This is a genomic window from Arthrobacter sp. N199823 (assembly GCF_002929705.1).
Classification (GTDB): Bacteria; Actinomycetota; Actinomycetes; order Actinomycetales; family Micrococcaceae; genus Specibacter.
In genome coordinates, this window is sequence record NZ_PJIN01000008.1 from 87033 (window position 1) to 108338 (window position 21306).

Consider the following 21306-nt stretch of genomic DNA (forward strand, 5'->3'; position numbering starts at 1 on the left):
CAATGAAGGGAAAACTTGGATTCGTTGCCGGTCTGGCCGTTGGCTATGTGCTCGGTACACGGGCCGGTAGGAAAAGTTACGAGTCTTTGAAATCAAGGGTGAAATCGTTGTGGCACGCTGATCCAGTGCAGGACGCTGTGGCCAGTGTGGAGAGCGAACTCAAGGATGTTGCCGACGGCTTGGTTGAGAAAGCCCAGGCTGCCGTCGTCAACCATCTCCCTGCCGATCTTGGCAAGCGCTCGAAATCCGCTTCTGGCACTGGAGCCGGGGACGTCGTCACAGACCCGGCCCTTAACGACCACTTGGGTCAAGACTGGTCAGACGAAGGTGGTGCCACTCCTAGCGGTCCGGCTACTTCATCCAACTGACAGCGGCCAACACGCAACCCGAGAGCGCTCCTGACGCCAACCTGTCAATGACTTGAAGGGGCTTTCCTGACTGCTGGAGTTGCAGTCAGGAAAGCCGCGGGTTGAGACGTTGGGCAGGGTCAGGGTTTGCTGCGCGGGAGGCGGTGAACCCGTGGAGCGTCTCGCCATGCGCTTCTCATTAAAAGGGCTCTGACGCCCCACTGTGGTGCGTCACTCACGGAGACATCCCCTCTCCGTAAATTTGAAGCGCGTAAAGCAGTCAAAAGCAGGAGGAGGACTCATGAATAGTCCTCAATACCCCACCCCGGATGCGCCTTCCTCGGAACCTCTTTGTGACGTCGCGGGGTTTTTGAAGGTGCGCTGATCGTGACTCAGGTCTCATTTCATTCTCTGAAGTACGTTCGGTGCCATCTGCCCTTTGACGCGGCGCGTTTGGCTGGCAATATTCAAGGGAGAGGAATGTCCAAGGAGGGGCCATGGCACAGCAGTTGCATCGGGTGGAACCTGGCTCAGCCGGGATCACACGGAAGAGAGCCGGACGCGGGTTCAGCTACCTAGGCCCGAGCGGACGGCGAATCCGTTCCCATACTCGGTTAGAGCAAATTGCGGCATTGGCTATTCCTCCGGCGTGGACCAGCGTGTGGATTGCCGCTGGGCCACGGGCGCACATTCAGGCGACAGGTATTGATGCGGCTGGGCGCACTCAGTACATCTATCATTCGCGATGGCGTGAACTGCGTGAAAACGAGAAATTTATTCGGTCTTTGGCTTTTGCTCAGAGTCTTCCCGCCGTGCGCCGAGCCGTCACGAGGGATCTAAAGCAACGTCAGGATCTGCGGCGCCGGGCGCTTGCTGCTGCCGTTCGGATTATCGACAGGGGAGGTCTGCGGGTTGGCGGTGCCGCCTATGCCGAGGATAACGGGTCCTTCGGCGCCACAACTTTGCAGCGGCGGCACGCGAGCGTCGAAGGGGCCACCGTCCACCTGGTCTTCCGTGGAAAGTCCGCCGGGCACTGGGATGTTCACTTCACCGACGGGCTGTTGGCCGAGTTCCTCACTGCTGTGCCGACGACGCCGCGCAAAGCCCCGGTGCTGTGTCACCCGAGGATGTCAGGGAGGCGAAAAACCTGGCAGGCAATTTCGGACTCAGAGGTCAATGCGTATCTGGGCGAGATCGCCGGAGGCGGCTTCACCGCCAAGGACTTCCGCACATGGCAGGGAACCGTGGTGGCTGCGCTTTCCCTCGCCCGGTCCGCACGCGCCGGGGAAACATCCCCGACGGCGGTCACCGCAGCCATTCTCGACGCTTCACAGTGGCTCCACAACACCCCCACCGTTGCCAAAGACTCTTACGTCAATCCACGCGTCTTAGCCTTGTTTGAACAGGGAAAGGTTGCTGTGCTCAATCGCCAGCCTGACAGTGCGGTCTTGGCACTGTTGACAGAGGGCGAATAACAGCAGCAAATGTAGCTGCCAATCACTACCAAGAGTGGCCGGAAAGTTCAGCCGGCATTATCAGCCGGCATCAAACGATTGGCCACTATCTTCCTGGCCGTGCTCGCTACTGGCGGGGCGGGTACTTCCAGAACCATCAGGAATATGGTTAGGATCCTTGGCACCAGGCTGTCCGGCGGAGCTGTGTTCTTGCTCCCCGAGTTCTTGCTCATGGGGATGATCCTGTGTCGGGTTCAAGGATGCGGGGTTCTTAGCACTGTCCTGATCATGATGTGTTGGCATGTTCTACTCCTTGTGGGGGCTGGCAATGCCAGCAGGTTTGTGTGTGTATCAGGCGGCTTTAGCTGCCGACGGCGGCGGCGGGCAGGGATTTCGCTACCGACCGCGGCTGTGCTGGCGGGGCCTGGTTAGAGGGTTTCCCCGGATGCGTCCGCGTCGGCATCGACCGTGGCCAGTTCGTCGCGGAATTGTTCGTCAGTTCCGCCCAGACGCCCGGCCCCGGGCTCCCCGTCGCTGCTTGCGTCTTCGTTGTCAAAGAAGTTCTTTTCAGGTACCCCCACACTTTTATCGCTACCGAGGGATTGCGCGTCGCTGTCCTGCCCTTGCAAGGTGGGGTCCGGGGAGCCCGGGTTAGTATCGGCTCCTTCAGGCATTTCGTCTTCCGGGGTGGGGGCTCCATAGCCGCCTTCGGCCGGAGTCCGTGCGTTGTCGGAGCTGGTGGCGTCGTTGCTGTTCATGGGAGTTCTCCTTCGATCATTGATGCGACGGATTTGTTTCCAAGGTGGCTTTGAAGTTGCGGGCCAGTTGTGACCGAGCTGGCAGGCTAGGAGATGAGCCACCAAAGCCCTGCTGCTAGGGGCCGTTGCTCTCACTGTAACCACAAGTGGTGACTTGCGAAAGCCCGCGTTGTTCGGAACAGTACGTGGTGTAGGAAACCTTATCCAGTCGAGACCCCGTCGAGAAAATGGAGAGAGTGCCATGAAATTCGTCATTAAGCTATTAGGAATTGGTGCAAGCCTCGCCGCTGGTGCGGCAGCTCGGAAAGCCTTGGAAATGGGGTGGCGCAAAGGGACCGGGAACGCAGCTCCCAAGGAGGCCACAGATCTTCGAAACCCGCTCCCCGGCGTGTTGGTCTTTGCTCTGGTCACTGCCGTTTCAGGTGCGCTCATCCGGGTGCTCACCCAACGCCTTGGTCAGAAAGCCACTTTGATGCTGGAGCGCAGCGAAGGCTCTTCCCTCAGAAGTGAGTGAGACCTCTTCGGTCGTGGACAGTGTCAGGATTGCCGCTTCGATCCCAAAGACGGCGGCCACAAGATAACCCTTGCGCGGACGCCGTCTTGGCCGCGGCTACCAAGATATTCATGAAGAAAGCAAGCACCACAGTGGCGAAACCCCGTTGACCGGGGCTCTCTGATACTGGCAGATTCCTCAATTTGGAAACGTTGTTCTCCTTGACCATTGACGCGCAGCGGGTTCGGCAAAGTGCCCGTGGCACAGGCTGGAGACCCGTAGCGACAGCACAGCGGGAGGGGAGTAGAGGGCTTTTCTAGAAAGAATGTTGAGAACTTCATGTTCGGGGTACAGAAAAGGTGTAAGTAAAAACGCTGCAAGGACACCACGAGGAGGCCCTCATGACCGCGCAACTTGAGTTCCAGGAGTGCGCCGTGGATGCCACGTTGAGGAACCGCCAGCGGATTTTTACACCCTTGACTCACACCGCGCTGAGGGCCCCGGGTAAAACCCCGTGGCCCTCGTTCACAATATTGCCTTGTCACAGTTTGAGTCCTACCTTTCGGGACAATTGGCTGGCTACCTGCGTTACAGCATGCGTGGGGCCGAAATATGGGTACTTTACTTGCACGAATCAAAGCGTCCCGAAGCTAAATTTGTGCCTCAGGACTTGATCAGCTTGGTCCTCGACGATGCAGGTCGGCACCGTATCGCGGTCCATCCCTATTGCTTGGAAGTACGGACCTTCATGCGCGATCACCCTACCTTTCTGCAGCTGGTGCCCCAAGAGTGGCGTGCCCGATTCCGGCTTCCGCTAGCGCGTGAGCCAAGCCAGAATAACCGGGCCGGAGGCTACCCGATAGCTGGCTCAAGCATGCGTATCGAGACTAGGCACGCCACTCCTGGAGGCATAGCTTTTCCCGCCAGCCCTCGCTACAGTCGAAAATGGCAGATGAAGTAGACAGCACTCAGCCAAGGCGATTGGGACTAGGGACTAATGACGGCAACACTCAACGAATCAGGAGAATGCGATGAATGAGAGCAACAGCGAGCCGGTGGAAATCTCGACACGGCTGCGCCCAGGCGAGTGGACTACGGAATCGCTCACCGAATTGGTGGGTTCCTATGAGCACAAGCTGGCGGAAATGGGTGCACCCGAGGCCGAGATAGAAACGTCAGTAGAAACCACGGAGGATGGTTCCGCAAAGGTAAAAGTTAGCTGGCAACGTTCAGGAGTTCGTACCTTCGCGGCCACCGGTCAGGTCCCTGTCGCTGAGGCTGAGAACTCGCGCGGCCACGGTGAGTCCATTCCACCCGGTGACACAACCAAGGACTCCCAAGGGCTGGGTGCGGTCTATGGTGATGCCGAGCGTTCGCCAATTGATGCCCCTCCCACCAGCCGGGCCCAGGCAGCGGCAGAGCAGCTACCGACGTCGGACTATGTTGCCTACACCGATGCCGATGGAAAGAGCTACCTGGAGGATGCAGAGCCCGCCAAGGAATGACAGTCGCGCCCAGCCCTTTGGTTGTGCCGACGATGAGCGAGCAGAGAAGCTACATAGGAACAGGCTATGACACAAGGAGAAATGAATTGGGTTTGGCCGACAAGCTGATGCAGCGAAGGAGAAGATCGCAGACGCCAAGGCGCATCTGACGGAGGATGCGGCAGACCTGCACACCAGCTACACAGAGGGCGGCTTGGGAGGCATCTAAAAGCGCACGTCACAGCGGCGGGAGCGCCGGTCCTGTCGAGGCCGCTGCTTCCGCCTCGCGGTGCGTCGTAGTTTCATGCGATGGGGAAAGACCTTGGCGTATTGGTGGTCCGACCTTCCAAAGCGGCCCACAGGGCAGCACAGCGTCACCGCAACCACACTAAGATTCCGTTTGCGCTGCGAAACAGGCACAGAAAAGGTACATCATCTCCACCATGCAATGGCTTTGGATAGTGATCGGCATCATCGTTATGTTGATCATCGTTGGAGTACTCGTCAAAGTCAGCGGGACCCGCGGGCGCAATCAAACTGATCAGCAGCTAGTGGCGGACCGGCAACAAGCTTCCACGCTTCCAACGGAAGCAACAGACTCCGAATTAAACGTTCGTGAGTTCCAGACGGCTGAACATCGCCACTCAGCCCTGGGCCAGCAGGGGGAATTGTTGCAGGGATCCCACCACGCCGATGAGATCGACCCGGACGTCGACGGCCCGGGCCGCCGCGCTTCGGAGTCCAGACTGGAGAACCACAATGCCTAGACAAGATGACATCAGCGGACTCATGCGGAAGGCAAATGGGGCTGCAGCGGCCGACAATGTCGCAGGGGGCTCCTTATCCCCGGACACAAAGTGCTCGGCGGCTTGAGAAATTGGATGAAGTCGACGGTCACCGGCCAGCGACTCCTGCTTGCCGCCAAGGCTGCCTTGGCGGTGGGCGTGGCTTGGTTTCTGGGACTTCATATGCCCGGAACCGCCGACGACTATCCTTATTACGCCCCGCTGGGGGCACTCGTGAGCATGTCTGCGACCTTTATGGGATCAGTCCGGGTCGGATTTCAGACGCTCATTGGATTGACGTTGGGCATCCTGCTAGCTGTCGGGGTTTTGTTGTTGGGTACCCCGAATATCGTGACAATCTCCCTTGCCGTGGGGGTGGGTGTATTGCTGGCCGGCCAGCCTCGTTTGGGAGCAGGCAAGGAATACGTGCCCGTGGCGACGCTCCTGGTGCTGATCATTGGCGGCAGCAACGCCGATGCCTTTTCAGCAGGATATGCGCTCCAAATGGGGCTCGGCGTAGTGGTGGGTTTGGTCATCAATGTCACCATTTTCCCGCCATTGACCCTTGATGATGCCCGACTTCATATTTCACGCGGGCGCCAGGTTCTTATTGGCCAACTCGAGGATATGGCCAAGGCACTCACCGAACAATGGCCGCCTAAACATGAGGACTGGGCTGGCCGTCATGACGTGATGGCCGCTTCCGTCAACGAGATCCGCGGTGCCGTCCACGAGGCCCGTGAGAGCCACAAGGCCAATCCTCGAGCTTATCGCCGTTCCCGTCACCGTCTAGTGCGGGAGAGTCAGGGAGACTTGGAGGCATTGGAGAACGTCACAATTTACATTCGTGACATCACCGAGGTGCTCTCAGGATCTATCTGGCACGGGCCCCTGGAACTCCATCTCACGGCAGAGCTGAGCGAACCCGTCAGCGATTGCCTTCAAAGTCTTGCCGAGCTAGTGAGGGCATGGGAAGAGGGAAGAATTGATGTCGAGTCGTTCGACGGCGCTAGCGATGCCCTGGGCCGACTCACCACTGCGCTCGCTAGCGCCAACGGTGAGGGCTCCTTCGCGCTGAATCCAGGGGCCGCAGTCGCACTGGATGTGCAGCGGATCCTCACGGTGTTGAGGCACAGCGTACTTGACGATGATGAAAGCTGACCTCTCTGGCTTCTCTAGTGCCGACGGTGGCCGTACTCCCAATCGCTGGCGTTCCGGAGGCTGTGCGCACCTCGGCGAAGTGCAACTCAGTCAGCTGCCGGGAGTCACCGGAAGGAAAGAGCAGATCCTCCGCTCGTTGCGACCGTGGAGCCGGGATTTACGCTGTCGTGATGCTGCATGTGAAGCGATCAGTCCTAACGGCTCGGATCCCGCAATATGCCCAAATTCCATGAACAGGTTACTGACCAAAACTTGAACGGCTACTTGAACTCCGAGGCAACCACAAGCGACACCTGTGCGGACCGGGCTGGAGGTGCTTGGTGTTGGCCGGCCAGCTGCAGGCGTGGACGCCACGTTGGACTATTTGCGGATAGGACGGCGGTGTGGCGCGCCGTACCGGCGATGATCACCAGGAGGAACGGCAGGAACCGTGCAGTCGAGGGTGGTGATCAGCGCAGCGCCGGAGGATTGCATAACGATGGGAGGCAGTCCTGAAAGTCCCCACCAACTGGGGACCGGAGGGTCAAACGCGTCGCCACCCCCGATGTAGGGAACAAGCCAGTCGCGAATCGTGCCGCACTCGATCAACGGGTCATTTAAATCCGAGCGCGTGCGGTGTGAGTCGCTGGCCAGGTCCAACCAAAGGCAGATCAGCCCCAAGGAAGCCGGCATCGGGTGGGAGTTGTTACTCAGGTACTTGGCCAGGGAGAATGCCAGGCCGCCGCCATGGCTGTAAATCAGTATCCCGGATGACCCTCCCCTTGGAGGGGTTAGCCGCTCCGCCGGAACATTCGCGAGTCTCTATTTGCCAACCGACCACAGCTCGCATGTCGTCCATGAGAGGCCTCGCTGCCTCACGCAGGTCAAGAGCTGAAGTACTTCTGCTGCCAATCACCCACAACATACTCACATGCTGAAAGATGAATCACAGTATGGACTCAATCGGCGATCTAGAAACCCGTTTGATCACGGTGTTACTACAACCTGTTGTAAGCATAGGCCGGGATGCTTCCTCGATGATCGCGTGTTCATTACTCGTGACTTCTTTACCAAACATGACGTCGTTGCAGTTCACGGCCCCGACTGGTTATGTTCTCAGTCACACCGCGCCCCTTTAGGTGCGTTTGCTGGAATAGGCTGACGTTGTTGCCTCAATGAGGAGGCAGCCGGCAAACACTCAAAGAAAGCAATGGCGCATGAACTTTGAATCCAACTCCCTGACCCTGAAGATCTGGGACCGCTCCACGATGGACCTCACCTTGGAAACTGCGATTGCGCACGTTTCCACAAAGGCCAATGCACCGCGAGACCTCGTGAGGGTCATACGAAGTGGGCCCAATCAATTCACCGTGAGCGTCACCGAGGCATAATCGGTAGGCGTCGCCGGTCTCAGTGGCGCTGGTGTCTAAACCTGAAGTGCCGCCGTGAGAAATACGGTCATACACAGTTGGGCCCCCGGAATTCCGGGGGCCCAACTGTGTATGCACCATTACAAGGCGGGTACTGCTCCGTTGGTAGTGCTCAGAACATAGCGCTCGATGTCCTCGAATTCGTTAGGCTTTTGCAGCTGAGAGTGCCTCGGCAGCTGCCTGAACCGCGACTGACAGAGGTGTCGAGGGGCGCCCGATCAGTGCCTGCAGCGCGCCGCCGGTGACGAGCAAATCGCCACGGGCGATGCCCAGGTCGCTGTCGGCCAGGATCTGGGCAAATTGTTCGGGCACTCCAGCCCCGACCAAAGCCTGTGTGTAATCTTCCGCCGGCAGCTGCTGGTAGATGACCGGTTGACTGGTGGCGGCGGTGACCGATTCGGCGAGTTCACCCAGTGTGAAGGCAGTATCTCCACCAAGCTCGTAGACCTTCCCTGCCTGATCGTCGCCGAGTAGCACTGCTGCCGCAGCGTGAGCATAGTCAGCCCTGCTGGCTGCGCTGACGCGGCCTTCACCGGCGCTGCCGAGCACGGCTCCGTGCTGGAGGAAGTTGCCAAGTTGCTCAGTGTAGTTCTCTAGGTACCAGCCGTTGCGCAGCAGGACAAACGGCATACCGGACTCGCGCAAGGCAACTTCTGTGGCTTGATGTTCGGCAGCCAGAGCCATGCCTGTCGTGTCAGCGTTGGCGATGCTGGTGTAGGCAATCAGGCTGACACCGGCTTCCTTGGCCGCGGCGATGACATTGAGGTGCTGCGGGAGTCGCTGGCCCACTTCGCTTCCGGAGACCAGCAGTACTTTATCGGCACCAGAAAACGCCTCGCGCAGGGATGCCGAGTCGCTGTAGTCGATCGCGCGAACCTGAACGCCGCGGTCCGCAAGGTCGTCAAGCTTGGCCAGGTCCCGGCCCGTGGCCACGAGTTGTCCGGCAGGAACATTCAGGTCAAGAAGTGCTTCGACGACGAGGCGGCCAAGCTGGCCTGTTGCGCCGGTGATAACAATGCTCATGTGGGAATCCGTTCGTTGGGGGAAGTCTTTCACCTGTGCCAACAGCAGCTGTGCGGCATTTCTTCCGAAAGGAGAGTACGCACTTAAAGGTAAGGTACATACATGAAAGTAAGTACCCAATCAGTCCAGCCGCTCGCCCCTCTCATGGGCGGCATTTTTCCGGCCGCATGTCCGAGCAGGACGGTGCTCGATCACGTCTCCAGCAAGTGGGGTGTGCTTATCCTTGTGGCTTTGGCCCAGGGCCCCCAGCGCTGGAGCGAATTGCGCCGTCGAACCGAGGGCATCAGTGAAAAGATGCTCGCCCAAACTCTCAAGACGCTCGAAGGCGATGGATTTGTCCATCGCGACGCCCAGCCGATCATTCCGCCTCGGGTTGACTACAGCCTGACCAGCCGCGGCCTTGACCTTGTTGCGCTCCTCATCCCCTTATTGGAATGGATCAACGAGAACGCAGAGGACATCGTCAACGGGTCATGATGAGTGAGCAGATGATCTAGATGGCGTCGGCTTCGGGTGTTGGGCCACTGGTGGAAGAGTCCCGGAGCGCAGCCCAGTGGCGTAACCGTTCGGAGATGGCCCGCTCGTACCCGAGGGTGGTGGGTTCGTAGTAGGTCTCTCGGCGCAGGCCGTCAGGGAAGTAGTTTGCGCCAGAGAATCCGGTTTCAGTATCGGGGTCATAGACGTAGCCCTTGCCGTAGCCGAGGTCCTTCATCAATCGGGTGGAGGCGTTGAGGATATGAGCGGGTGGCATGAGGGAGCCGGTTCGTTTGGCGGCGGCCAGTGCTTTGCTGAATCCGCGGTACACGCCGATCGACTTCGGCGCGGTCGCGAGGTAGATGACAGCTTGGGCGATGGCGAGTTCTCCCTCGGGTGATCCGAGTCGTTCGTAGACGTCCCAGGCTGCGAGGGCTTGATGGACGGCGTTCGGGTCGGCCATGCCAATGTCTTCGGTGGCGAATCGAGTGATGCGACGGGCAATGAAGAGGGGGTCTTCGCCGCCGTCAAGCATCCTTGCCAGCCAGTAGAGTGCAGCGTCGGGGTCGGAACCGCGCATTGACTTGTGGAGTGCGGAGATGAGGTTGTAATGGCCTTCCTGCGATTTGTCATAGAGCGGTGCTCGTTTCTGCACGGCGGCAGCGAGGGCGGCCGAGTCGACGGGGGCGGGTAGGCCTTGTACTTGTTCGATCATATTCAGCAGGTACCGGCCGTCGCCGTCGGCCATGGCAGTGAGCGCCTCGCGTGCTTCATCAGTGAGGGGTAGTGGCCAACCGAAGAGTGCTTCGGCGCGGGTGATGAGGGTGCGCAGCGCGGCATCGTCGAGGCGCCGGAGAACGAAAACTTGGCAGCGGGAGAGCAGTGCGCCGTTGAGTTCGAAGCTGGGGTTTTCTGTGGTCGCGCCGACGAGGATGACGGTGCCGTCTTCGACGTAAGGCAGGAATGAGTCTTGCTGGGCGCGATTGAATCTGTGGATCTCGTCGACGAATAGCAGCGTGCCCTGACCAATCTCGCGCCGACGTTGCGCGAGCTCAAACACCTTGCGAAGATCCGCGACGCCGGAGAAAGTTGCGGAGAGTTGTTCGAACGCAAGGTTGGTTTGCTCGGCGAGGAGGCGCGCGATAGTGGTCTTCCCGCATCCCGGCGGCCCCCAAAGCACCATCGAGACGAGTCGCTGAGCGTCAACCATGCGCCCGATCGGCGCTTCCGCGGCGAGTAGATGGTCCTGCCCGAGGACGTCCTGCAGGGCGCGCGGGCGGAGCCGATCAGCCAGAGGGCGGGAGGCGTCGTCGACCTCGAATAACGACGGCGTATCGCTCACGTCTACTGCTCCCGGTGGGGAGGGTTGGCGAGGTCATAGGAATCGAGCACCAAGTCTCCGATCAGCTCAGTGGTGATCCCCTCGCCGGGTCCGATCGAGATCCAATGCTGCTTGTTAAAATAGCGGCCCATGGTGATGGAGTTGAAATCACGGCGGAGCGCATCCCCGTGATGTGGGTCGGCCTTCACCGTGATGATTTGCAGGTCCGGATCGTCGTCAGTGACGATGAGGAAAACCTTCTCATGCACCTTCCACACGTCTAGGTGGGCCGTGAACGGGCGCCCATGGGTGACTGCCTGGAGCTTCACGGCGCTCTCGCGGGCGTGTTGCTGCAGCTGCTCGCCCGAAGGGATCACAGTCCCCTCCGGTCGCCGAAGATCTCGGGATCGACGGGGCGTTTCGCGCGTGGAAGATTCTCGACCACCAGTAGGTAGGACTCGGTGACGAGGTCCTCGACGAGATTTTTTTGCAGAGTTTCTCCTGGATTCAAGGTAATCCAGTGTTTCTTGTTCATGTGGAATCCCGGCGTAATGTCCCTGTGGTTCTCGCGAAGAGTTTTACTGTTTTCCGGATCTGCCTTGACGATCACGATCGGTTCCCCGATGACGTCTGTCATCAGCATGTTGACCTTGCCGCGGACTTTGAACACCTCCCAGTCGAGACCAAAGGGGTAGACGATTTCAGCCCCCGGCAGCTCCTCGACCCGGTCGCGTGCTTGCTGCTGCAGCGTGTCACCGTCCAAGGCGCTCCTCCTGAAGTTATTGATATGAACCTGACTGGCATGAACGAGGGTATCCCAGTGTGTGGACCGAGGTACAGGCGTGTCTTTGCCGGGACGGGCGCACGTGCGGAAGGGTAAACCGAACAACCCGGGACGACGGTCCCACATCCTGCGGATGACGCGTGAGGTGATCTGCGCAAACGTCGTCGACGCCGACCACGCCATCCTCGACAGCTCCACCCAGTCCACGCCAAACGGCATCGTGCCGAACAAACCCTCGCTCCCTGGTGAAACCAGCTTCTGGGCTGAGGCGGTTGCTGCAATGAAGAGGGAGCTGGAAATCCCTCAAGGTAGGCAATGGCGCATGAACTTTGATTCCATTTCCCTGCCCCTGAAGATCTGCGCACCCTTCACGAGCGAGCTCGTGAAGGGTGCGCGAAGTGGGCCCGAGCTATTCGCTGTAAGCGCGACGGGTGCCTAACGGGTGCCTAATCGGTGGCCTAATCGGTGGCCGAGACGGCCCTACCCCCAGAAGATGTCTTCGGCCCGGCCGTCTTCGGAGAACAGGTGAACCTCGATGATTTTGCCGTCGCGGATGGTGAGTAGGTCGATTCCGCCCATGTCCATGGAGCCTTGAGTGTGTGTGCCGGTAAATCGAACCGGCACCGCAACAAGCTCACCGTTGACCATCGACGCTCCCGTAACGGAGAGCTGGAAACTACCTTCGCTGACGTCCATCATGCCGCTCAGTAATGCGCCGACCCCTTCGATGCCGGTGTGGTCACCTGAAAAGCGATTTGCTCCGGGTTGGTGCCAAACCACCCGGGCATCCAGCAAGCCCATGGCTGTGGACACGTCTCCCCGTCCAAGAGCGTCAAAATATGCGGCCGCGATGGCCGCGGGTGTCAGTTCCATCATTGTTTTCTCCCTGGTTTGTTTGCGAACTTGTCCATGATTACATTTGGTAACCTGTTACCTCAACGTAACTAAAGGAGATTGTTAATGACTCACCCTGAATGGAACGTTATGGTCGCCACATGTCCGTCACGGACGTCATTGGCTCGGATCGCGAATAAATGGACAGCAATGATTGTCATTGCCCTCAGTGGGGGCTCGCTTCGCTTTGGGCATATTCGACAAGCAGTCCAAGGAATTAGCGGGAAGGTTTTGACTGACACATTGCGTGACCTTGAGCGCGATGGCATTGTGTCCCGAAAGTCCTTCGATGAAATGCCCCCGCGTGTGGAGTACGCGCTGACAGATCTGGGGCGGACCCTTCAGGAGCCCCTGACCGCCCTAGGAAGATGGGCCGAGGCGAATATTGAAGAGGTAGAGCGTTCCCGCAACTCCTATGACGCCAACCGATAAAGGGCGCATCAACGTGTACCTTCCCTTTTTTCCAAGCGAGAAAGTCTGGTTGAGCAGCTCGGACGCAGTCCTACCCCGAACCGCTGAGCGGATCAACACCTTGTGGCCCACCGCGGGCCGGTAGCTTGAGCAGGATGACAGCGAGGAGGCAAAGGCATGTCAGGGTGGCCGCCGCGGCGGTCACGGCATTGCTGAGGGTGCCGCTTGAAGCAAGCGCGCCGACTCCGATGGCCGTGCCTGCTTGAAAGAAGTAGGCGATGAGGTAGAGGAAGGAGAGCGTGGCGCCGCGATGGTGCTTGGGTGCGACGCTGTTGATGAGGCCAAGCCCGCCGGTGAATGTCAGGGAGTAGGCGATGCCACCCACCAAGCACCAACTCAGGAAGAGCCAGACTGATCCGTAGATGCTCGCGGCAACCATGATGGCAAGGCTGAGCACCGTCAGTGCGGTCCCTGCCCATATCTGGGCACGGGCAGGAACACGCCCCAGTAGCAGTGCGGTGAGGCCTATGGACGCGGCCGAGGTTGCCAGAAGCGCCCCGGTGATTGCCTTGTTGTCGGTCTGAGCGAACGCGGAGATCATGTGTGCCCCGAGCGAGAGGAAGATCGCGCCCATGGAGTAAGCCAGCACAACAGATAGTGTGGCGATCATAAAACTGAGCCGGATTCCGCGGGGTACGTGGGGTGCTTGAGGGCGCCATCGATGCCGTGTCGGAGGACGGTCGCTCGGAGTCATGAGCAGGGTGGTCATCGTGGCCAGGGCCAGCACGAACAAAACGATGTAGCTCAGCACCAGGGGGAGTGGTGCGAACTGGGACAGCAGTCCGCTGACGAATAGGGCCAGCGTTAGCCCAGTCGCTGTAGCCACTGTGGCCATGGTGCTGGCGAATCGGGGGTTGCTGCGCGGGTTGTTCTCGATCAGTGAAACAGTTGCCGCTCCCATGGCTAGGCCGGAGCCGATCCCCTGCAGTGCTCGCCCAGCGAACAGGAAGCCAACGTGTGGTGCGAACGCGAACAGCAGGGTGGAGAGGGCGATCAGTAGCACTCCGCCGATCATGACCAATCGCCTGCCATAGAGATCGGAGAGGTTGCCGAAGAGGGGCAACGCGACGATGAGGGCTAGGGGATAGGTGGCGAAGATGCTGGTAATGACTACCGGGGCGAGGTCCCATTTCTCGGCGTAACTTGGGTACAGCGTGCTCGGCGCCCCGGAGGACCAAAGCACCAGGGCGAGCACGAACGCTGCGGACAGGAATGCCCCGCGCTTGCCCAGCACTCCTGACCCGCGGGCAGAGCGAGGGGCGGAGCCGTTGCGCGTCAAGGCCGCCTCTGTGCGTTTCATTGGGTGGGGCCAGGCTGGATGATCAGGCAGGTACTCGAAGCGGTGGCCAGCACGCGCCCCTCGCTGTCACGGATGTCCGCCTCAGCAAAGGAGGCGCTTCTGCCGCGGCGGGTGACCCAGCCGTGTGCTGTGACTGCTCCGGTTTCGGCGGTGATAGGGCGGAGGAAGGAAACCTTGATCTCCAGGCTCGTGTAGCCAACGCCTGCCGGCAAGGTGCTGTGCACGGCGCACCCGCATGCCGAGTCAAGAACCGTCGCAAAGAATCCGCCGTGCACCGAGCCGATCGGGTTGTAATGGGACTCATCGGGTTGCGCGGTCATGACGACGTCGCCGTCAGAGACGGACACAAATTCCAGCCCAATGTGACTACTAATGGGTGGTGGCGGGGCGGTCCCGGCAATCAGGGCACGCAGCGCCTCGATGCCTGTCTGTTCAAATAGTTTCCCCTTGTCCGCTTCGGGACTCTGGTAGTTGATGGTGCGCGAACGGTGTGTTGGCGGCTCGGACTGTTGCGTCACAGGATTTCCTTTGATTGCTAGATTTTGCCTCCGTCCGCTGAGCTTCACAAACGAGGCAGCTACACCCGAGCTTATGCTAGCTTGGTTAAAGCAACTCAGGGTGAATATGACAGATCGAGTCACCCTTGGGCAAGTTGCTGATGCACGCTGAGCAGCTTTGGAAAGGAGGCGATCATGCCCCCAAAATCACGAATTCTCGTGGATGCCTTGGGTAGCCAGTGCGCTATTGCCAGATCTCTTGGGGTACTCAGTGATCCCTGGAGTTTTCTCCTGCTGCGCGAGGCGCTGCTTGGACGGCGCACGTTCGCACAGTTCCGAGAATCTTTAGGCATCGCCACAGACGTTTTGACGGCCCGCCTCAACGCGCTGGTCGATCACGGGGTGTTGGAGAAGGTGCCGTACCAAGAGCTGGGGCAGCGCACACGCCATGCCTATGTCCTTACCTCTGCCGGGGAAGAATTAAAGCTCGTCCTAGTGGCGATGCAACAGTGGGGTGAGGTGCACCTTCCGCACGGGCCAGGCTCCAGCGTGATTCCGGTGATCGGCGAGGCTCGGGAGCGCGTCAGCGTTGCCTTGGTCAATACTCGAGGCCAGATAGTGAACCATGAGGATGTGGAGTTCCTTCGTTTCCCCGCACTGGATGAAGCGAGCAGCCCCAACTGACGCTATTGGGGGAGGATCGCAGCAACCTGCCCGCGGATGCTCTGGATAATTTCTTCCATACCAGCTGTTGCGTTGACACTGCTGGCCATGGTCAGGAACATGATGGCGGAGATGACGCGGGCCAGTGTGGTGGCATGGGAGGAGTCAATGAGTTGATCTCGTTGAAGGACCGCGGCGATGGCCTCCTGCGTCTGTTGCGAGAGCTCGAGCGCTGCGCGTCTGTGTGGTTCTTCCGGGTCACCGAAGACCATTTCGCGTAGGTACGTCCGGCCGTTCTCGACTTGCTTTCGGTTGCAGTGCACCACCTCGGTGAGGATCGCCATGACGGCCTCTAGCGTCTGGGGGATTTTCTCCGCGGCAGTCCTGCCCCGTACCAGCGAGTTGGCATAGCTGGAGTTTTGCACCATCAGCAATAATTCGCCTTTGGACTTGGCATAGAGAAACAGGGTGCCAGAGCCAATGTCGGCCTTTGCGGCAATTTGCGCCGTGGTGACATCATCCACGCCATGGTCGAAAAACAGCTCGTCGGCGGCGGCAATGATGCGGTCAAGTTTGGCTTGCTTGTTCCGCTCTCGCCGCCCCAGAGGCGGGGATGATTCTGGCACGCTGGTCCTTTCAGGAATAAAGTATGACTACCCTCAGTTATGAGTATAGTCGGTACTGCTTGGGAATGGATGTGGGTCCCCTCATTCTCCCATGACGGACCGGAGCTCCCAGCTTCGCGTGCCGTAGCGCCGGTACTATGCCCTCCCTAACTAGAAGGAACATTTTCCCCATGACTTTGTCTTCTCTGTGGCAACCATTCACTCTGGGCCGTGTGGAGCTTTCACACCGACTCGCACTGGCACCGATGACGCGTAACCGGGCTCAGGCTGACGGAACTCCAGGCGATCTTGTCGCTGAGTACTACGGTCAGCGCACTTCCTTGGGGCTGTTGATCACCGAAGGTGCCCAGCCCTCGGCCGACGGTCAGGGTTATGCGAACACGCCCGGCATCTATACGCCAGAGCACATTGCGGGCTGGCGGAAAGTCGCTGATGCTGTGCATAGCGGTGGGGGATCCTTGTTCATCCAGCTGATGCACGCGGGCCGGACCTCTCACCCGGACAACACCCCGCATCACCGTCAGCCGGTAGCGCCGTCGGCCATCTCCGCCGGTGTGGACATTGGCACCCCGAGCGGACAGCAGCAGACGCCGGTGCCGCGTGAACTGAGCATCGAGGATATCCAAGCCACGATCGCCGAGTTTGTCCACGCCGCTGCGTCCGCGATTGCTGCCGGTGCCGACGGCGTGGAGATTCATGGTGCGAACGGGTACCTGCTGCACCAGTTTCTTTCCCCAAATGCGAACCACCGCACCGATTCCTACGGTGGGTCAATCGAGAACCGCTCCCGCTTTGTCATTGAGGTGGCCCGTGCTGTGGCGCAGGAGATCGGCGCAGACCGTGTGGGCATTCGCCTGTCCCCGTCAATGCCGTTGGGCGGCATCAACGAAGGTGAGGTTGCCGATGTGCGGGTTCAGTATGGGCACCTGGTCGGTGAGCTGGCCGGCCTGAACTTGGCCTATCTGCACCTGCACCACGTAGGAGATGATGAGTTGTTGCAGTCCTTCCGTGAGGTATGGCCGACGGCGGTTCTCGTGGTCCGCTATGGCCGCACCCGCGAGCAGATCGCCGCCGACATCGATGCTGGCTTTGCCGATATTGCACCCGTGGGGCGCATGGCTCTGGCCAACCCCGACGTCGTCGAGCGACTGCGTGCCCAGGCTCCCATGAACGATTTGGACCCCGCCACGATCTACGGTGGCGGCGAATCCGGATACACCGATTACCCCGTCCTGGCGAACGCCTAACAACCCATAAATGCAGAAAGTAGGAAAAACCATGCCCTCACTTAAGGGAGCAGTTGTACTTGTCACCGGAGCAAACGGCGGCATCGGCACTCATTTTGTCCATCAAGCCCTGGCCCGTGGCGCGGCCAAGGTCTATGCCTCCGCCCGCACCCCGCGTGCGTGGGATGACGAGCGGATTGTGCCGCTGACCTTGGATGTCACCAACTCCGCCTCGATCCAAGCAGCCGTTGCGGCGGCACCGGATGTGACGGTGCTGATCAACAACGCCGGAGCCTCCACATCCACCCCCGGCATTTTGAGCCACACGGATGCGGAAATCCGGGCCAATGTGGAAACGAACTTCCTGGGTCCGCTCTTTTTGGCCCGCGCCTTCGCACCGATCCTGTCGGCCAAGACCGGAGCGGTCATCATTGACATCCACTCCGCGCTGAGCTGGTACGCCGTCGCCGGAATCTACAGCGCAACCAAGGCAGCGCTGTGGTCGGCAACGAACTCCCTGCGCCTGGAGCTGGCGCCGGCCGGCGTTCACGTGGTGGGAGTCCACGTCGCCTATGTTGACACGGCCATGGCCGCCCACTCCAACGATCCGAAGAAGGACCCCGCGGATCTGGTTCACGTAGTGTTCGACGCTGTCGAGGCGGGGGAGTATGAGGTGTTGGCTGACGACACTTCCATCAACCTTAAAGCCGGACTTAGCGCTCCTCTGGAAAACTTCTACCCACAGCTGGCAGACGCAAAGCTGTAAATCACGGGATGGACCAGTACCGGGGCCGCGCAGCATGTGCGGCCCCGGTACTGGTTAACCCTGCGCTGGTGGGCATCCTTGGCCGTCATGATTTGCGTCGGGGCGGGATGCGCAGAAATTTCCTCAGGATGCTGTGCTCGGCTTCCTATTTCCGGCCGGTGAAGTGCTCCATGGATTTGTAGACGCCAAACACCCGCCCAGCCACCACATCCCAAGCTGCTGTGGGCAGGACGCCACGCAGGGCAGAGCCCAGTTTCACCGTCCACGGCATCATCAGGATGGGTGTGCCTTCCTTCATGGCCCGCCACACGCGTTCGGTCACGGCTTCCGGTTCCATGAGTGGGGTCAGCAGCGGCCCGCGGGCCCCTTCAAACATGCCTGTCTTGATGTACGAGGGGCAGAACGTTGTCACCTTGACGTGGTCGTGGCCCGCCTGCACCAGTTCCAGCCGCAAGGAGTCGCTCCAGCCAATCACGGCCCACTTGGATGAGGAGTAAACGCTCATGCGCGGGTTGGCCAGCAGTCCGGCCGCCGAGGCCACATTCACGATTCGCGATGTCCTGCCGCCCTCGATCATGGCGGGTAGGAATTCCCGGGTGATGTGCATCAGCGCCAGCGTATTGATGGCCATCGTCGCAGCAATGTCGCTGCGCTGGTCGTGCTCCCAAAAATACTTACCGCGCACTATGCCGGCGTTGTTGATGAGAATGTCGGGGGTTCCGACGTCGTTGCGCACCTTCTCCGCGGCCGCCTCGATGTCCTCCAGCTTGCTGACATCCACCACATAACTGTGGATCGTTGAGCCGCGGCCGCTCAGATCAGCCGCCGCCGCCGCCAGCTGCTCTTCGTTGATGTCCCAGAGAACCACGTGGGCGGCGTGGTCGGCAACCGCTAGCTGCGCGTACATCCTGCCCATTCCCATGGCGGCTCCGGTGATGAGGACGGTGGCATTGCTCAGGGATTCGATGGTGCCATTCATGATTGCTCCTTGGCGTTAGGTGTGATGGGTGGGTAGCGCTGCGGACGTGTGAAGGGGATGAGCTTGCCCGGGTTCATGATGCCCTCGGGATCGAGGGTGTCCTTAATGCCGGCGAGCACCTCGATGCCCAGGCTGCCGATTTCTGCGCCAAGATAGGGGACGTGATCCATTCCCACGGCGTGATGGTGAGTGATCGTGGCGCCGGCCGCGACGATCGCCTCAGAAGCGGCCGTTTTGACCCGGGCATTCTGCGCCAAGCCGTCCTCCTCCAGTCCGGAGAGAAAAGTGAAATACAGCGAGGCGCCGTCGGAATACACATGGGAGATGTGTGTCTGGACGTAGGCCCCTGCGCCCCGGTCCCCTAGCGCGTCGAGGATGGCTTGCCGGACACTGCGGTAGGTCTGCGCCATCTGGCCCCACGTCGCGGCGGTTTCCAGGGTTTCCACATAGACGCCACGGGTCAGCAACTCATCTCGCAGATAGGGGCCACTGAACCGTCCGTGCTCCCAGGATTTACCTGGCAGCGGCCCGAGCGGGATGCCTCCGGCTCGGCGCAGGATTCTTGCGCTGCGGCGCCTCCGTGCCCGGATCTGGTGGCCGCCGCCCTCCCACACAAAGAGTGCCAAGGCGGGGGTCTTGTGGCCGCGGGCTGAGAGATAGTGTGACAGTGCTGCAGTCTTCCATCCGCCGAGGTTGAGGCTCGACGCCGTCTCAGCAGTGTCGCTCAATCGGCAGACGTGCGGCATATCGCCGCGGGCGCCGTCGTGCATGAGCTGGCGGAGGGCGTCGGCCCCGGCCGCAAAGGTGGGGAAGGCCCAAGAACCGTAGACCTTGTCAGCGGGTGCCGGGGACACCTTCAGCGTTGCACTCGTGATGACACCCAGGGTGCCTTCGCTGCCGACGACGACGTCGAGCAGCTTCGGACCTGCAGCCGTGCCAGGCGCGGGGGAGCCCGCGGTGAAGGGTCCCTGGGGCGTCTCGAGGTGGGCGCTTTTGACCATCTGGTCCGAGCGGCCGTAGCCGGTGGAGGACTGGCCGGAGGAGCGGGTCGCGACGTAGCCGCCCAGCGTTGCCTCCTGGTGGCTCTGTGGAAAATGGCCCAGCGTGAAACCGTGCGGGGCCAGCGCCGCTTCGATAGCGGGCCCCCTAATACCGGCCTCAAAAGTTGCTGTGCGGGACAGCGGATCTAGGTGCAGCAGCCGGTCCATGCGCCGCATGTCAAGGGTGATGACGCCGTCGAACCGTCCACGCAGGGGTTCCACTCCGCCCACCACTGACGTGCCCCCGCCAAACGTCACAACCGCAATTTTTCGTTGCACGCACAGAGCCAGAATGTTCCTGATCTCTTCGCTGCTACCGGGGAAGACCACGGCGTCGGGGGCATCGAGCGCGTCGCCGCTGCGGCGCCGCAGGAGGTCCGGCGTGCTCTTGCCGCCGGCGTGCAGGATCCGTTCAGTGGCGTCCGTTGTGACGTGCTGCGCCCCCGTGATGGCCCGGAGTTCAACCAGTACCTCGTCGCCCATGCTGATGGCTCCCACTCGGACGTCAGCCAGGCTAACGGATGGGTGGTTGGCGGCAACCGTGGTGAGCTGGAGTGTTCGGCGTAAATACTCCAATGCGCCGGGGGACAGGGGTTTGGCACGTGACGGCTCGCCCCAGCCGTACCAAACCGAGCGACCAATTTCCTCTGTGATCTGCGACACCATGAGTTACAGTGTTACACATGAAGTCTCAACGTACCAGCGCGTCGGCAGATGCGAAGCTCTTGGCTGCCATCCGGGAATCCGTGGTGCTGCACGGCGTGCGGCGAACCACAGCCAATGACATTGCCGAACGGGCCGGCATCTCCCGCATGACGTTTTATCGCCGTATGGGATCGGTGGAAAACGCTGTTTTGGCGGCTCTGACCCAGGAGTTCCGCAGCTACACCGGGGCTGTGTGGTCGGGTACGCCAGCCGGTTCCGGACGCGAGCAGCTGGTGCACTTCGCTGTGGAAAATGTGCGGCTTTTTGCCACGTCAGAGCTACTGGCCTCCATTTCCGAGCGCGACCCGGAATTCCTGATCCCCTATGTCACTGACAGATTCGGGGCAAGCCAGCAACTCATCCTCGAGCAGTTGCAGGGACTGCTCGACGCTGGCGCCGCCGACGGCAGCATTGCCCCGGCTGCTGGCACAGCTGTCACGCTGCTGCTCGCTGTCCAGGGTCTCGCTCTGTCCTCTCGGGTGCTGCTGAAGATGGGCATCTTCGACGACTCCCTGACGGAACTGGCGAAAATGCTGGAGCGCTATCTCACCCCGCCGCTCCCCGGGGGTGTTGAACTTGAGGGTGCCACGAACGTCACGTCTGTGGAAGAAAATCCTCTGACCAATGAGCTTGAGGGTCACTGACC

General features: G+C 60.3%; 26 protein-coding genes. 14 read left to right on the forward strand and 12 right to left on the reverse strand.

From position 1 onward, the window contains the following. Window positions 1-2 precede the first annotated feature (2 nt). Window positions 3-368: a hypothetical protein gene (locus tag CXQ93_RS15770; RefSeq protein WP_104111377.1), complete on the forward strand. Its 366-nt coding sequence runs from the start codon at window positions 3-5 to the stop codon at window positions 366-368. 476 nt (window positions 369-844) lie between these two features. Then, window positions 845-1822: a DNA topoisomerase IB gene (locus tag CXQ93_RS15775; RefSeq protein WP_104111378.1), complete on the forward strand. Its 978-nt coding sequence runs from the start codon at window positions 845-847 to the stop codon at window positions 1820-1822. 60 nt (window positions 1823-1882) lie between these two features. Here the strand turns inward: CXQ93_RS15775 and CXQ93_RS15780 are convergent, their stop codons facing one another. Together CXQ93_RS15780 and CXQ93_RS15785 are read right to left on the reverse strand one after the other, a co-directional pair. After that, window positions 1883-2104: a hypothetical protein gene (locus CXQ93_RS15780; protein WP_104111379.1), complete on the reverse strand. Its 222-nt coding sequence runs from the start codon at window positions 2102-2104 to the stop codon at window positions 1883-1885. A 125-nt stretch (window positions 2105-2229) separates the two neighbouring features. After that, window positions 2230-2559, reverse strand: a complete 330-nt coding sequence (locus tag CXQ93_RS15785) for a hypothetical protein (RefSeq protein ID WP_104111380.1) — start codon at window positions 2557-2559, stop codon at window positions 2230-2232. A gap of 241 nt (window positions 2560-2800) precedes the next feature. Here CXQ93_RS15785 and CXQ93_RS15790 point away from each other — a divergent pair, with 241 nt between their 5' ends. The 5 genes from CXQ93_RS15790 to CXQ93_RS20700 all read left to right on the forward strand — a co-directional run bounded on the left by CXQ93_RS15790 (window position 2801) and on the right by CXQ93_RS20700 (window position 7852). Next, the gene (locus CXQ93_RS15790; RefSeq protein WP_104111381.1) at window positions 2801-3073 is read left to right on the forward strand and encodes a DUF4235 domain-containing protein; all 273 of its coding nucleotides are present in this window, start codon (window positions 2801-2803) and stop codon (window positions 3071-3073) included. Window positions 3074-4083: 1010 nt separating this feature from the next. After that, window positions 4084-4557 (forward strand): hypothetical protein, encoded by a 474-nt coding sequence (locus tag CXQ93_RS21150; protein WP_256939558.1) that lies wholly within the window; start codon window positions 4084-4086, stop codon window positions 4555-4557. 422 nt (window positions 4558-4979) lie between these two features. Beyond that, complete coding sequence (locus tag CXQ93_RS15800) at window positions 4980-5303, forward strand: hypothetical protein (protein WP_104111382.1); 324 nt, start codon at window positions 4980-4982, stop codon at window positions 5301-5303. Window positions 5304-5417: 114 nt separating this feature from the next. Then, a complete protein-coding gene (locus tag CXQ93_RS15805) occupies window positions 5418-6482 on the forward strand; it encodes an aromatic acid exporter family protein (protein ID WP_104111383.1) in 1065 nt (354 codons plus the stop codon). Between the two features lie 1196 nt (window positions 6483-7678). Further along, on the forward strand, window positions 7679-7852 hold the full coding sequence (locus CXQ93_RS20700; RefSeq protein WP_181036185.1) for a hypothetical protein: 174 nt from the start codon (window positions 7679-7681) through the stop codon (window positions 7850-7852). 183 nt (window positions 7853-8035) lie between these two features. Here the strand turns inward: CXQ93_RS20700 and CXQ93_RS15810 are convergent, their stop codons facing one another. Beyond that, on the reverse strand, window positions 8036-8914 hold the full coding sequence (locus tag CXQ93_RS15810; protein WP_104111384.1) for an SDR family oxidoreductase: 879 nt from the start codon (window positions 8912-8914) through the stop codon (window positions 8036-8038). 102 nt (window positions 8915-9016) lie between these two features. Between CXQ93_RS15810 and CXQ93_RS15815 the strand changes: the two genes are divergently transcribed. After that, complete coding sequence (locus CXQ93_RS15815) at window positions 9017-9391, forward strand: helix-turn-helix domain-containing protein (protein WP_104111385.1); 375 nt, start codon at window positions 9017-9019, stop codon at window positions 9389-9391. Between the two features lie 16 nt (window positions 9392-9407). Here the strand turns inward: CXQ93_RS15815 and CXQ93_RS15820 are convergent, their stop codons facing one another. The 3 genes from CXQ93_RS15820 to CXQ93_RS15830 are packed head-to-tail and all read right to left on the reverse strand — an operon-like array spanning window position 9408 to window position 11472. Continuing rightward, entirely contained in the window at window positions 9408-10730 is a 1323-nt protein-coding gene (locus CXQ93_RS15820; RefSeq protein ID WP_104111386.1) for a replication-associated recombination protein A, read from the reverse strand. A 2-nt stretch (window positions 10731-10732) separates the two neighbouring features. Beyond that, window positions 10733-11086, reverse strand: a complete 354-nt coding sequence (locus tag CXQ93_RS15825) for an MmcQ/YjbR family DNA-binding protein (RefSeq protein WP_104111387.1) — start codon at window positions 11084-11086, stop codon at window positions 10733-10735. Then, on the reverse strand, window positions 11083-11472 hold the full coding sequence (locus CXQ93_RS15830; protein WP_104111388.1) for an MmcQ/YjbR family DNA-binding protein: 390 nt from the start codon (window positions 11470-11472) through the stop codon (window positions 11083-11085). The genes CXQ93_RS15825 and CXQ93_RS15830 overlap by 4 nt, the downstream gene beginning before the upstream one ends. Window positions 11473-11551: 79 nt before the next feature. Here CXQ93_RS15830 and CXQ93_RS15835 point away from each other — a divergent pair, with 79 nt between their 5' ends. After that, entirely contained in the window at window positions 11552-11932 is a 381-nt protein-coding gene (locus CXQ93_RS15835; RefSeq protein WP_146073240.1) for a hypothetical protein, read from the forward strand. A 41-nt stretch (window positions 11933-11973) separates the two neighbouring features. Here the strand turns inward: CXQ93_RS15835 and CXQ93_RS15840 are convergent, their stop codons facing one another. Continuing rightward, on the reverse strand, window positions 11974-12369 hold the full coding sequence (locus CXQ93_RS15840; protein ID WP_104111390.1) for a nuclear transport factor 2 family protein: 396 nt from the start codon (window positions 12367-12369) through the stop codon (window positions 11974-11976). Window positions 12370-12453: 84 nt separating this feature from the next. On the opposite strand from CXQ93_RS15840, the gene CXQ93_RS15845 reads away from it, so the two are divergent. Continuing rightward, window positions 12454-12819 (forward strand): helix-turn-helix domain-containing protein, encoded by a 366-nt coding sequence (locus CXQ93_RS15845; protein WP_104111391.1) that lies wholly within the window; start codon window positions 12454-12456, stop codon window positions 12817-12819. A 70-nt stretch (window positions 12820-12889) separates the two neighbouring features. Here CXQ93_RS15845 and CXQ93_RS15850 read toward each other — a convergent pair whose 3' ends face one another. Together CXQ93_RS15850 and CXQ93_RS15855 are read right to left on the reverse strand one after the other, a co-directional pair. Continuing rightward, window positions 12890-14158, reverse strand: coding sequence for an MFS transporter (locus CXQ93_RS15850; RefSeq protein ID WP_258069063.1), 1269 nt, complete (start codon window positions 14156-14158; stop codon window positions 12890-12892). Further along, window positions 14155-14676: a PaaI family thioesterase gene (locus tag CXQ93_RS15855; RefSeq protein WP_104111392.1), complete on the reverse strand. Its 522-nt coding sequence runs from the start codon at window positions 14674-14676 to the stop codon at window positions 14155-14157. Before CXQ93_RS15855 ends, CXQ93_RS15850 begins: the two co-directional genes overlap by 4 nt. Window positions 14677-14850: 174 nt before the next feature. Here CXQ93_RS15855 and CXQ93_RS15860 point away from each other — a divergent pair, with 174 nt between their 5' ends. Continuing rightward, on the forward strand, window positions 14851-15339 hold the full coding sequence (locus tag CXQ93_RS15860) for a helix-turn-helix domain-containing protein (protein ID WP_104111393.1): 489 nt from the start codon (window positions 14851-14853) through the stop codon (window positions 15337-15339). Window positions 15340-15341: 2 nt separating this feature from the next. On the opposite strand, the gene CXQ93_RS15865 is transcribed toward CXQ93_RS15860, so the two are convergent. Continuing rightward, window positions 15342-15944 (reverse strand): TetR/AcrR family transcriptional regulator, encoded by a 603-nt coding sequence (locus tag CXQ93_RS15865; protein WP_104111394.1) that lies wholly within the window; start codon window positions 15942-15944, stop codon window positions 15342-15344. Between the two features lie 170 nt (window positions 15945-16114). Between CXQ93_RS15865 and CXQ93_RS15870 the strand changes: the two genes are divergently transcribed. Further along, window positions 16115-17191 (forward strand): alkene reductase, encoded by a 1077-nt coding sequence (locus tag CXQ93_RS15870; protein WP_104111395.1) that lies wholly within the window; start codon window positions 16115-16117, stop codon window positions 17189-17191. A gap of 31 nt (window positions 17192-17222) precedes the next feature. Continuing rightward, entirely contained in the window at window positions 17223-17936 is a 714-nt protein-coding gene (locus tag CXQ93_RS15875; RefSeq protein ID WP_104111396.1) for an SDR family oxidoreductase, read from the forward strand. 145 nt (window positions 17937-18081) lie between these two features. Here CXQ93_RS15875 and CXQ93_RS15880 read toward each other — a convergent pair whose 3' ends face one another. Both CXQ93_RS15880 and CXQ93_RS15885 read right to left on the reverse strand, forming a co-directional pair. After that, window positions 18082-18915, reverse strand: coding sequence for an SDR family oxidoreductase (locus tag CXQ93_RS15880; protein ID WP_104111397.1), 834 nt, complete (start codon window positions 18913-18915; stop codon window positions 18082-18084). After that, window positions 18912-20621 (reverse strand): FAD-binding oxidoreductase, encoded by a 1710-nt coding sequence (locus tag CXQ93_RS15885; protein WP_104111398.1) that lies wholly within the window; start codon window positions 20619-20621, stop codon window positions 18912-18914. The genes CXQ93_RS15880 and CXQ93_RS15885 overlap by 4 nt, the downstream gene beginning before the upstream one ends. Window positions 20622-20638: 17 nt before the next feature. Between CXQ93_RS15885 and CXQ93_RS15890 the strand changes: the two genes are divergently transcribed. Further along, complete coding sequence (locus tag CXQ93_RS15890) at window positions 20639-21304, forward strand: TetR/AcrR family transcriptional regulator (RefSeq protein WP_104111399.1); 666 nt, start codon at window positions 20639-20641, stop codon at window positions 21302-21304. Window positions 21305-21306: the final 2 nt, after the last annotated feature.

Coding starts and splice junctions, on each gene's coding strand:
- CXQ93_RS15790 (WP_104111381.1), top strand. CDS start 2,801: ATGAAATTCGTCATTAAGCTATTAGGAATTGGTGCAAGCCTCGCCGCT.
- CXQ93_RS15810 (WP_104111384.1), bottom strand. CDS start 8,914: ATGAGCATTGTTATCACCGGCGCAACAGGCCAGCTTGGCCGCCTCGTC.
- CXQ93_RS15860 (WP_104111393.1), top strand. CDS start 14,851: ATGCCCCCAAAATCACGAATTCTCGTGGATGCCTTGGGTAGCCAGTGC.
- CXQ93_RS15840 (WP_104111390.1), bottom strand. CDS start 12,369: ATGATGGAACTGACACCCGCGGCCATCGCGGCCGCATATTTTGACGCT.
- CXQ93_RS15805 (WP_104111383.1), top strand. CDS start 5,418: ATGAAGTCGACGGTCACCGGCCAGCGACTCCTGCTTGCCGCCAAGGCT.
- CXQ93_RS15880 (WP_104111397.1), bottom strand. CDS start 18,915: ATGAATGGCACCATCGAATCCCTGAGCAATGCCACCGTCCTCATCACC.
- CXQ93_RS15850 (WP_258069063.1), bottom strand. CDS start 14,158: ATGAAACGCACAGAGGCGGCCTTGACGCGCAACGGCTCCGCCCCTCGC.
- CXQ93_RS15770 (WP_104111377.1), top strand. CDS start 3: ATGAAGGGAAAACTTGGATTCGTTGCCGGTCTGGCCGTTGGCTATGTG.
- CXQ93_RS21150 (WP_256939558.1), top strand. CDS start 4,084: ATGAATGAGAGCAACAGCGAGCCGGTGGAAATCTCGACACGGCTGCGC.
- CXQ93_RS20700 (WP_181036185.1), top strand. CDS start 7,679: ATGAACTTTGAATCCAACTCCCTGACCCTGAAGATCTGGGACCGCTCC.
- CXQ93_RS15800 (WP_104111382.1), top strand. CDS start 4,980: ATGCAATGGCTTTGGATAGTGATCGGCATCATCGTTATGTTGATCATC.
- CXQ93_RS15890 (WP_104111399.1), top strand. CDS start 20,639: ATGAAGTCTCAACGTACCAGCGCGTCGGCAGATGCGAAGCTCTTGGCT.
- CXQ93_RS15815 (WP_104111385.1), top strand. CDS start 9,017: ATGAAAGTAAGTACCCAATCAGTCCAGCCGCTCGCCCCTCTCATGGGC.
- CXQ93_RS15885 (WP_104111398.1), bottom strand. CDS start 20,621: ATGGTGTCGCAGATCACAGAGGAAATTGGTCGCTCGGTTTGGTACGGC.
- CXQ93_RS15870 (WP_104111395.1), top strand. CDS start 16,115: ATGACTTTGTCTTCTCTGTGGCAACCATTCACTCTGGGCCGTGTGGAG.
- CXQ93_RS15875 (WP_104111396.1), top strand. CDS start 17,223: ATGCCCTCACTTAAGGGAGCAGTTGTACTTGTCACCGGAGCAAACGGC.
- CXQ93_RS15780 (WP_104111379.1), bottom strand. CDS start 2,104: ATGCCAACACATCATGATCAGGACAGTGCTAAGAACCCCGCATCCTTG.
- CXQ93_RS15845 (WP_104111391.1), top strand. CDS start 12,454: ATGACTCACCCTGAATGGAACGTTATGGTCGCCACATGTCCGTCACGG.
- CXQ93_RS15785 (WP_104111380.1), bottom strand. CDS start 2,559: ATGAACAGCAACGACGCCACCAGCTCCGACAACGCACGGACTCCGGCC.
- CXQ93_RS15775 (WP_104111378.1), top strand. CDS start 845: ATGGCACAGCAGTTGCATCGGGTGGAACCTGGCTCAGCCGGGATCACA.